The following is a 10,456-nucleotide window of genomic DNA, read 5'->3' as shown; positions in this document are numbered from 1 at the left end:
CAGCCGGATATCGTTCCCCCCTGAGTCAGGGGGCGATTCGCATCGCAGATGCGAATGGGGGTGTGGCAGCGCAACGGTGGGGCCCAAGGTTTGCGCAGCAAACTTTGGGGATTCCCGGGCGCAGCCCGGGGATCGCGGCTCGCGCCGCTCCTGCGGCCGCGCCTCAGCGCGGCGCGTAGCGCAGGGTCAGGAACCACTCGCGGCCCGGCCGGTTGTACCAGTCGACGGTCTGGTAGTCGCGGTCGAACAGGTTGGCGACGCGGGCCTGCACGGTCCAGTCGGGGTGGACGGCGTACTCGGCGCGCAGATCGAAGCTGGCATGGCCGCCGACCCGCACGCTGTTGGCGACATCGTCGTAGCGGCCGCCCTCGGCCACACCGGTCACGCCCAGGCGCAGGTCGCCGAAGGCACGATCGAGATCGATGCGCGCGCTGCGACGGGCACGGCGCGGCAGCTCGTTGCCGGCATGGAAGCCCTTGCGGTTCTCGCTGTCGACGAAGCTGGCGCTGGCATCGACGCTCCAGCCCCACAGCTCGGTGTCCAGGCCGATCTCGGCGCCGCGCAGGCGCGCCTGGTCGATGTTGTTGGGCATGAACAGTGCGGCGTCGTAGGCGATCAGATCGTCGACGCGGGTGCTGAAGGCGTCGATCCGCCAGTCGAGGGCGTCGCCGTCGTAGGCCAAGCCGAGCTCCCAGCTGCGCGATTCCTCCGGACGCAGATTCGGGTTGTTGAAGAACGGGTAGTACAGCTCATTGAAGGTCGGCGCCTTGAATGCGCTGCCGTAGCCGGCGGTCAGCCGCCAGTTCCCGCCGAAGCCCAGGCCCCAGGCGACGCTGCCGGTGGTATGGCCGTCGAACTGCTCGTTGTCGTCGCGGCGCAGGCTGGCCTCGAACGACTGCCGGCCGAGGCTGCCCGCGGCGAACTGGCCGCGGTACTGCACGAAGGCGGCGCGGTTGTCGCGCGAGGTCTCATCGTAGGCGGTGTTGCTGTCGACGCGGTCGCGCAGCCAGTCCAGGCCGACGCTGAACAGATGGTCGCCGGCGAACCTGAAGTCGCCCTGCAGGGTGGCGCTGTCGCGGTCGGTGTCGAAGTAGCCGACATCGATGCCATCCATGTAATTGTCGGAGGCGTCGGTGTTGCGGCCCAGGTTCAGGCTGACGGTGGCGACCTCGTTGGGGGTCCAGCGCGCGTTGGCGCCAAGTACCTGCTGAGTCACCTTGGACAGGTTCTGGAAGCTGCCGTCGTACTCGTTGCGGCCCTCGGCGCGCAGCGCATGCGCCCCGAACGCGAAGGTGTCGCCGACGTCGTAGCCGGCGCGCGCCGACAGCGAGCGGTTGCGGTAGCCGTCGCGGTCGGGCTCGTCGGTGAAGCAGCCGGCACCGAAGTCGAACGGGATCGACGGATCCGGGCCGCGGCCGCTGCAGGCGTCGAAGCCCTCGGTGTTGGTGTAGGCGGTGTCGATGCCGAACCAGGCGCCGCCGCTGCGGCCGCCGATACCGGAGCTGCCTTCGGCGTAGTCGTTGCTGCCGACGGTGGCGCTGGCCCGCAGGTTCAGGCCTTCCCGGTCGCGCCGGGTGAAGATCTGGATCACGCCGCCGATCGCCTCGCTGCCGTACAGGCTCGAGCGCGGGCCGCGCACCACTTCGATGCGTTCGATCAGCGCCAGCGGCAGGTCCTGGAACGAGGCCAGGCCCGAGGTCGCCGAACCGATGCGGACGCCGTCGACCAGCACCAGCACGTGGTCGGATTCGCTGCCGCGCAGGAACAGGGTGCTGAGCTTGCCGGTGCCGCCCTGGTTGGCGATCGAGATGCCGGCGCGACCGCGCAGCAGGTCGGTCAGGTCGCGGGCCTGGCTGCGCTCGATGGTGGCGCGATCGATCACCTCGACCGGGACCAGGGTGTCGTCGACGCTGACCGCGGTGCGGTTGGCGGTGACCACGACTTCATCCAGTTCGGTCGCCTGCTGGGCGTGGACCTGCGGCGCGGCGGATGCGGCCAGGACGGCGGCGACGGCCAGGGTCGGGGATTTGGGGTGCATCGGCTCTCTCCAGCACGCAGGGGGCGCCTGCGCATCGCGTTACGGGGCGCGCGGAAGGAAAGGGCCTCGACCGCCGGCCAGGGCCGGCATCGCCGCCGCGACGCCCTCCGCATCGCAATCAGTCATGGTGTCGCGCGATCGGCGCGACCCAGGCGACGAGGCCGGTCTCCGGACTTGCGGCTGGACCCGGACCGTGCGGTCCGGAATCCCGGCGCCGACGCCTTCCCGTGCGATGCACAGTGGCCGATGTCGGAGCCTTGGCGCGCTTACCGTTGCGGGGGCAGTGCCGGACTGCTGCATGCCGGCCGGGCCTCGTTGGCGAGGTCCGACCGTGGCAGGTCACCGGCTTCCCGTTTCAACCCGTTCGCGCACGTGGCGCGAACGGGTCACCTCGAAGCGCGCGCAGTGTACGCCAAAAGGCCGGAAGTGAGGGGGAAAGAGGAGAAGTGAGGGGGGAGAGGCGAGGAGCGAGAGAAGAGCGGGATCTCCGCCCCGCGGCCTGGATTCCTGCCGGGGGGCTTTCCGTGCTTCCGAGGGTCCGGTTGGAGCGGCGTGGGCCGCGATGGGGCCTTCCCGGGGAAGGCCATCAAGTCGCACGCCGCTGTCAAGGCTCTGCGTCGTTGCCGTCGCTGCCTTCGTTGCCTTCGTCGGGCTCGGTGGGTGGGAGTTCGACCGTGTCGGCGGTCAGCACCGTGGTCCGCACTGGCGCGGCGGCCGGCTTGTAGCGCGGCGGCGGCAACTGCTCGATCGCGGCCTCGGCCTCGGCGACCAGCTGTTGCCGGCGCGCGTCCGGCACTTCCTGCCAGTGGCAGTCGCACAACGCGCCCTCGATCGCGTAGAGCAGGTTCATGGTCGGCTTGAAGCCGGCCCGCTTGATCCGCATGAACGCTTCGACCGGACCGGCCGCCTCCAGGTCTTCGCGGCTGTGCAGGCCGACCTGGCGCAGCCAGGCCGCGCTCTTGGGACCGATGTTGCGCAGTTTCGGCAGGCTCATCCGTGGGACTCCGGCTCCAGGGCGTCGGTATACAGTCGCGCCAGCGCTTCGATACCGGCCTGGTCATCGGCCTCGAAACGGCCCCGCAGCGGGCTGTCGATGTCGAGTACGCCGAGCAGGTCGCCGTTGCGCGCGAACAGGGGCACGACCAGCTCCGAGCGCGAGGCCGCGTCGCAGGCGATATGGCCGGGAAAGGCGTCGACGTCGTCGACCCGCTGGGTCTGGCCGGTCTGCGCGGCGGTGCCGCACACGCCCTTGCCGACCGCGATGCGCACGCAGGCCGGCAGGCCCTGGAACGGCCCGACCACCAGCTCGTTGCCATCGAAGAAGTAGAAGCCGACCCAGTTCAGGTCCGGCAGGCTGTTGAACACCAGTGCCGCCAGGTTGGCGGCATTGGCGATGCGGTCGTGCTCGCCATGGAGCAGACCGCGGGCCTGGTCGGCCAGCTGGGCGTACTGTTCCGGCTTGTTGCCGGTCAGGGTGGTAGCGGCGAACATTCCCGGAGTTTAGCAGCGCGCCGCGCTGTGTTCAGGATCAGCATGACCGCCCAAGAACATCGCTTCGAGACCGCCCCGTCCGCCGCCACCGCCATCGGCGTCTTCGTCACCGGCACCGATACCGGTATCGGCAAGTCGGTCGCCAGCGCCTGCCTGCTGCATGCGCTGCGGGCGCAAGGCCTGCGCGCGAGCGGGATGAAGCCGGTCGCCAGCGGCTGCGAACCCAGCCCCGACGGCTGGCGCAACGAGGACGCGTTGCTGCTGCAGGCGGCCAGCGACCCGCGGCCGCCCTACGCGGAGGTCAATCCGTACGCGTTGCCGGCGCCATTGGCGCCGGAGCTGGCCGCGGCCGATGCCGGGGTCGAACTGGAACTGGAGGCGATCGCCGCCGCCTATGCGCGCCTGGCCGCGGCCGCCGATCGGGTCGTGGTCGAGGGGGTCGGCGGCTGGGCGGCGCCGTTGTCGGCGAGCCTGGACCAGGTCGACCTGGTCCGCGCGCTGGACCTGCCGGTGGTGCTGGTGGTCGGGTTGAGGCTGGGCTGCATCAATCATGCGCGGCTGAGCGCGCGCGCGATCGCCGCCGACGGCCGTCGCCTGGCCGGATGGATCGCCAACGACATCGACCCGGACATGCGGCGCGCCGACGACAACTTCCGGCTGCTGCAGGCGCGCCTGCCGGCGCCGTGCCTGGGACGGGTGCCGCATCTGCGCGACCTGGCGGCGTTGTCGACGGTGGCGCTGGACGTCTCGCCCCTGCTGGCGCCCGCCTGACATCGGCAGGGCGCGACCTCAGGCGCCCACAAAAAAGCCCGGGCCGCGCCCCGCCATTGCCGGCGGCGACGCGGCCCGGGCGGTCATGCCGCTCAGCCCTGCTGCGGTGCCGGATTCAGCGCCGGGGCCTTCTCTTCCCCGTCGGCATGCTGCGCCGAGTGATCACGTGCCAGGTACAGATAGAACGCCGGCAGCACGAACAGGGTGAACAGCGTGCCGATGCTCATGCCCGAGACGATCACGGTGCCCATCGAGAAGCGCGAGGCCGCGCCCGGGCCGCTGGCCATCAGCAGCGGGATCATCGCGAACACCAGCGCCGCGGTGGTCATCAGCACCGGACGCAGACGGATGCTGGTGGCGTGCTCGATCGCATCGCGCTTGGACATGCCCTGCTCGATCTGCAGCTTGTTGGCGAACTCCACGATCAGGATGCCGTGCTTGGAGATCACCCCGACCAGGGTCACCAGGCCGACCTGGGTGTAGATGTTGATGCTCATCCCCGGGAACGCCTCGATGCCGCTGAAACTCAGGATGTTGGCGACCAGGGCCAGCACGTTGAGCACCAGCAGCGCGCCGCAGATCGCCATCGGCACGGTCAGCAGCATGATCAGGGCGTCGCGGAAACTCTCGAACTGCGCCGACAGCACCAGGAAGATCACGATCAGCGCCAGTCCCATCGTGACCAGCATCGCCGCGCCCTCCTGCTTGAACTGGCGCGACTCGCCGGCGTAGTCGACGCTGTAGCCCTGCGGCAGCACCTCGTTCGCGGCCTCCTCGAGGATGCTCAACGCCTCGCCCTTGCTGACGCCCGGACGCGGCGCGAAGGTGATCGCCACCGCGTTCAACTGCTGGAAGCGCTTGAGCGACTGCGGCTGGGTGCTCTCCTTCAGCGTCACCACGGTCGACAACGGGATCAGTTCGCCGTCGCGGGTGCGGGTGTAGTAGTTCTCAAGGTCGCTGGCGTTGAGGCGATCGCTGCGCTGGACCTGCGGAATCACCCGATAGGAGCGGTTCTGCATCGCGAAGCGGTTGGTGTAGCCGCCCGACAGCAGCGCCGCCATGTCGGCCGCCAGCGTGCGCATCTCGATGCCGAGCGAGGCCGCCTTGTCGCGGTCGATGGCGACCTCGATGCGCGGCTTGTCGATCTTCAGGTCCTTGTCGAGGAAGATGAAGCGCTTGCTCGCGTAGGCCCGCTCCAGGATCGCGTCGGCCAGCTCCGACAACTGGCTCAGCTCGCCGACGCCGCCGATCACGAACTCGCCGCCACCGTCGCCGCCGGCGCTGGGCAGCGAGGGCGGGACCAGGGCGAACACGTTCAGGCCGGTGACCTGGCTGATCTGCGGCTGCAGGGTCTGCTGCAGCACCTGGTTGGTCGAGCGGTCGCGCTCGCTCCACGGCTTGAGCACGAAGCCGGCCATCGCCTGCGGGCTGGCGCCGCCGCCGCTGCCGCCGAAGCCGCCGTTGAACAGGAAGTAGCCGTCGACCTCGGGCACGGTCTTGGAAATCGCGGTGATCTCCTCGGTATAGCGCTCCACGTAGTCGAGGGTCGCGTAGGGGTCGGCGCTGGCGATCGAGAAGATGAAGCCCTCGTCCTCCAGCGGTGCCGGCTCCTTCGGCGCGGTCATGTACAGGAAGACGCAGGAGAGGAAGGTGATCGCACCGAACGCCGCGAGCACCGACTTGGTCTCCAGCGCGCCGTGCAGGCGACGCTGGTAGGCCAGGCGCAGCACTTCGAACTTCTCGTCCAGCCAGTTCTCAAGCTTGCCCTTGGGGTGCTCGGGATCGTGCGGCTTGAGGATCTTCGCGCTCATCATCGGCGACAGGGTCAGCGCGATCACGCCCGACAGCAGCACCGAACCGGCCAGGGTGAAGGCGAACTCGGTGAACAGCACGCCGGTCAGGCCGCCCTGGAAGCCGATCGGCACGTACACCGCGACCAGGGTCGTGGTCATCGCCACCACCGGCCAGGCCAGCTCGCGCGCGCCCTTGAGCGCGGCGGCGTGCGGACTCATGCCCTCCTCGATGTGGCGATGGATGTTCTCCAGCACGATGATCGCGTCGTCGACCACGATGCCGATCGCCAGCACCATCGCCAGCAGGGTCAGCAGGTTGATGGTGAAGCCCATCAGCAGCATCAGGAACAGCGCGCCGACCAGCGACAGCGGCACGGTCACCGCCGGGATCAGCACGCTGCGCAGCGACCCCAGGAACAGGAAGATCACCACGATCACGATGATCACCGCCTCGACGATGGTGCTGACTACCTCGTCGATGGCCTCCTGGATCGACTCGGTGCTGTCGTAGGGGATGGTGCCCTTGATGCCCTGCGGCAGCTGCGGAACGATCTGCTCGTCCCACAGCACGCGCACATCCTTGATCACGTCCAGCGAGTTGGCGTCGGGCGAGACGTAGATGCCGACGAAGGTCGCCGCCTCGCCGTTCATCCGCACCGAGGTGCCGTAGCTCTCGGAACCCAGCACCACGTCGGCGACGTCGCCGAGGCGCACGATCGCGCCGTCCTGCTCGCGGATCACCAGACGGCGGAACTCCTCCGGCGTGCGCAGGTCGGTCTCGGCGGTCATGTCGATCGCGACCATCTGGCCCTTGGTCGAACCCACCGCGGCCAGCACGTTGTTGGACTGCAGCGCATTGGAAACGTCGCTGGCGGTGATCTGCAGCGCGGTCATGCGGTCGGGCTTGAGCCATACCCGCATCGCGAAGGTGCCGGCGCCGAGGATGTCGGCGCGCTGCACGCCCTGCACGGTGACCAGCTTGGGCTGGATCACCCGGGTCAGGTAGTCGGTGATCTGGTTGTTGTTGAGGGTCTCGCTGGCGAACGACAGGTACATCGCCGCGATCTGCTGGCCCTGCTGCAGATCGATCACCGGGTCTTCCGACTCCGGCGGCAGCTGGCCGCGCATCTTGTTGACCTTGGCCGCGATCTGGGTGAGCGCCTCGTTCGGATCCTGGTCCAGGCGGATGTAGGCCTGGATGGTGCTGACCCCGGCCGAGCTGGTCGAGGTCATGTAGTCGATGCCCTCGGCGCTGGCGATCTCGCGTTCCAGCGGGGTGGTGATGAAGCCCTCGATCAGGTCGGCGTCGGCACCGAAGTAGGTGGTGCTGACGTTGATCACGGCATTGCGCAGCTCGGGGTACTGGCGCACGTTCAACTCGCTGTAGGCGCGCAGGCCGAACAGCAGGATGAACAGATTGAGGACGATCGCCAGTACCGGCTTGTTGATGAAGATGTCGGTGAATTTCATCGCTGGGCTTCTCCCTCTCTCCCGCGGGCGGGAGAGGGTTTCGCGTGTGTCCCTGTCCCGCGGGCGGGGGAGGGCTGGTGTGGGGGCGAGGCCCGCGGACGGGCTTCGCAGCGATCAACCGGGTTTGCTCGAGCGTGCCGTCCGGGCTTCGGCGGGCCCGGACGGCGGGTACGTCAGCGGTTCTCGGGAGCCGGCTGCTCGTCGGCGGCCGGCTTCACCTTGTTGTTGACCGTGACTTCGGCATCGTTGCGCAGCTTCAGCAGTCCGCTGGTCGCGACCTCCTCGCCCGGCTCGAGACCGTCGGTGACCGCGATCAGGTCGCCGCGGGTCGCGCCGGTGGTGATGAACCGCTGGCTCACGGTCAGCTTGTCGCCGGTCAGCGGATTGCCCTGCATGTCGGTCTCGCCCTCGGCGCGCGGGGTCTTGCCGATCACGAACACCGCATTGCCGTAGGGATTGAAGCTGACCGCCGTCTGCGGGATGACCACCACGTCGTGCTGGGCGCCGGTCGCGAAGCCGACCTTGGCGAAGCTGCCCGGACGCAGGCTGCGGTCGGGGTTGTCGAAGGTCGCCTGCACCTTGAAGTTGCGGGTGCTGGGGTCGATCTGCGGCTCGATCGCGGTGATCCGGCCCTCGAAGGTCTGCCCCGGCAGGGCGTCCACCGAGGCCTGCACCGTGCCGCCCTCGGCGACCTTGCCCATCTGCTGCTCGGGCAGGGTGAAGTCGAGGTAGATCGGGTCAAGCTGCTGCAGGCTGACGATCGCGGTGCCGGGGGAGACGTACTGGCCGAGGTTGACCTTGCGGATGCCCAGCTCGCCGGAGAACGGCGCGCGGATGGTCTTCTGCGCGATCAGCGCGCGCTGCGCGTCGACCTGCGCCTGCGCGGTGGCGGCGGCGGTGGCGCGCTGCTGGGCCTCGTCCTTGGAGACCAACTGGTCGCGGGACAGCTGCTGCCAGCGGTCGCGCTGGGCGGCGGCCAGGCGGGCGGAGGCTTCCAGCGACTTCAGGGTCGCCTCCTCGTTGGCGGTGTTCAGCCGCACCAGCACCGCGCCGGAGGCGACCGGCTGGCCGGCGGTGAACTCGATCGCGCGGACCACGCCGCCGGACTCGGTGGTGACGTCGGTGCCGTTGACCGCGACGAAGGTGCCCACCGCCTCGCCGGAGTCGTTCCACTGCTCGGTCCGCGCAGCCTGCGAGCTGATCGCGACCGGCGGCTGCGGCATGTTGTCGAAGAACTTGTTGGTCTGCGCGGCAAAGAATCCCTTGACCGCGAAGACGCCACCGAACACGACGATCGCGCCGATCAGCATCAGGATCATGCGCTTGCTCGTGGAGGGGGGGCGCTTGCCTGCGGATTTCGACATGTGAGCCTCGGGCGTTGACGCCGGGTAACGGCGGGGGGAGGAGGAGGGCATGGTCCCGGTCCGATGGAATGGGAACCACTCCCATTAGTTTATTGAACCTGCCGGTCCGGAATTGTGGCAGTTGTCTTCCGGCGGCGGCGCGAGGCCGGCACGCGATGCCCATCCGATGCCCTGTGGGAGCCCCTGATGATGGCCGTCGGCCGCCCTGGCGGGGCGGTCGCCGTCGATGCCGGCCGTGACGGTACGTGGACAGTGCCGGACGTAGGCTCGCCCGATGGGGTCGACCGTTTTGCCCAGCGTGGCCGTATACCAATGTTCATCGCCCGTTGGCCTTGCGGCGGTCCGGGGGCGCGGGGCCAATGCTAAACTGGTCAGTTCAAGAATTACAAATCCTATCCCCGAGCAGTTGCTGCTCTCGATGACGGAATTCGGAGTGTCCATGGTCATGAACCTGCGTCCGGTGGCATTGGCCGCCGTGTTGGCCCTTGTCGTGTCGGCCTGTGGTGGCGACGAGCAGGCCGCCGGCGGTCCGCCGCCTCCCGAGCTCGGCGTGATCGCCGTGCAGCCCGGCAACGTGCCGTTGGAGAAGGACCTGGTCGGACGACTGGCGCCGTTCCGCAGCGCCGACGTGCGCGCCCGGGTGCCCGGCGTGCTGCAGCAGCGCGTCTACGAGGAAGGCACCGACGTGAAGGAAGGGCAGGTGCTGTTCCAGATCGACCCGGCCCAGTTGCAGGCGGCCGTCGGTCAGGCCCAGGCCTCGCTGGCCGCGGCCCAGGCCAACTACGCCAATGCCAAGGTCGCCGCCGACCGCGCGCGCACCCTGGCGCCGCAGAAGTTCGTGTCCCAGGCTGATCTCGACAACGCGCTGGCCGCCGAGCGCAGCGCCAGCGCTTCGGTCAAGCAGGCCGAGGCGGCGTTGCAGAACGCCCGCATCAACCTGGGCTATGCCACCGTGCGCGCGCCGATCGACGGCCGCGCCGGCAAGCAGCAGGTCACCGAGGGCGCCCTGGTCGGCCAGGGCAACGCGACCCTGCTGACCACGGTCGACCAGATCGACCCGCTGTACGTGAACTTCTCGCTGAGCGTGTCCGAGCTCGACCAGGTGCGCCGGGCGATGGTCGACCACAGTGCCGGCGAGGCCCACGTGCAGGTGTTCCTGCCCGACGGCAGCGCCTACGCCCACACCGGCGTGATCGACTTTTCCGGCGACGTGGTCGACCCGGCCACCGGCGCGGTTGCGCTGCGCGCCCGCCTGCCCAACCCGGGCCGGAGCCTGCTGCCGGGCACCTACGTGACCCTGAAGGCGACCATGGGCATGCAGTCGGGCGCGGTGCGGGTGCCGCAGGCGGCGCTGCAGCGCGACGCCCAGGGCGCCTATGTGCTGGTGGTCGGCGCCGACGACACGGTAGTGCGCAAGGATGTCGTCGCCAGCCGCACGATGGGCCGCGACTGGGTGATCGGCGGCGGTCTGGACGCCGGCGACCGGGTGGTCGTGTCCGGGATCCAGCGTGCGCAGCCGGGCCAGCCGG

At 69.3% G+C, this 10,456-nt stretch carries 7 protein-coding genes and 1 riboswitch; of the genes, 2 read left to right on the top strand and 5 right to left on the bottom strand.

Going from position 1 to position 10,456, the window contains the following annotated elements; translation table 11 throughout:
* Positions 1-163 precede the first annotated feature (163 nt).
* The 3 genes from btuB to FKV24_RS06605 form a co-directional block, all read right to left on the bottom strand.
* Positions 164-2,038 (bottom strand): TonB-dependent vitamin B12 receptor, encoded by a 1,875-nt coding sequence (gene btuB, locus FKV24_RS06615; RefSeq protein ID WP_141481819.1) that lies wholly within the window; start codon positions 2,036-2,038, stop codon positions 164-166.
* A 142-nt stretch (positions 2,039-2,180) separates the two neighbouring features.
* Positions 2,181-2,447: riboswitch (cobalamin riboswitch) on the bottom strand.
* A gap of 195 nt (positions 2,448-2,642) precedes the next feature.
* Positions 2,643-3,032 carry a TfoX/Sxy family protein gene (locus FKV24_RS06610; protein WP_141481818.1) on the bottom strand — a complete coding sequence of 130 codons (390 nt, stop codon included), beginning with the start codon at positions 3,030-3,032 and terminating at the stop codon, positions 2,643-2,645.
* Positions 3,029-3,529, bottom strand: coding sequence for a GAF domain-containing protein (locus FKV24_RS06605; RefSeq protein ID WP_141481817.1), 501 nt, complete (start codon positions 3,527-3,529; stop codon positions 3,029-3,031). Before FKV24_RS06605 ends, FKV24_RS06610 begins: the two co-directional genes overlap by 4 nt.
* A gap of 42 nt (positions 3,530-3,571) precedes the next feature.
* Between FKV24_RS06605 and bioD the strand changes: the two genes are divergently transcribed.
* Positions 3,572-4,300, top strand: coding sequence for a dethiobiotin synthase (bioD, locus tag FKV24_RS06600; RefSeq protein ID WP_141481816.1), 729 nt, complete (start codon positions 3,572-3,574; stop codon positions 4,298-4,300).
* Between the two features lie 92 nt (positions 4,301-4,392).
* On the opposite strand, the gene FKV24_RS06595 is transcribed toward bioD, so the two are convergent.
* Together FKV24_RS06595 and FKV24_RS06590 are read right to left on the bottom strand one after the other, a co-directional pair.
* Positions 4,393-7,563, bottom strand: coding sequence for an efflux RND transporter permease subunit (locus FKV24_RS06595; protein ID WP_141481815.1), 3,171 nt, complete (start codon positions 7,561-7,563; stop codon positions 4,393-4,395).
* A gap of 173 nt (positions 7,564-7,736) precedes the next feature.
* The gene (locus FKV24_RS06590; RefSeq protein ID WP_211371807.1) at positions 7,737-8,882 is read right to left on the bottom strand and encodes an efflux RND transporter periplasmic adaptor subunit; all 1,146 of its coding nucleotides are present in this window, start codon (positions 8,880-8,882) and stop codon (positions 7,737-7,739) included.
* Positions 8,883-9,366: 484 nt separating this feature from the next.
* Between FKV24_RS06590 and FKV24_RS06585 the strand changes: the two genes are divergently transcribed.
* A partial coding sequence (locus tag FKV24_RS06585; RefSeq protein WP_141481813.1) for an efflux RND transporter periplasmic adaptor subunit occupies positions 9,367-10,456 on the top strand: 1,090 nt, incomplete at its 3' end.

Origin of the sequence: Marilutibacter maris (genome assembly GCF_006546735.2) — a bacterium.
GTDB lineage: Bacteria > Pseudomonadota > Gammaproteobacteria > Xanthomonadales > Xanthomonadaceae > Marilutibacter > Marilutibacter maris.
This window is presented reverse-complemented; position numbering and strand designations above follow the sequence as displayed.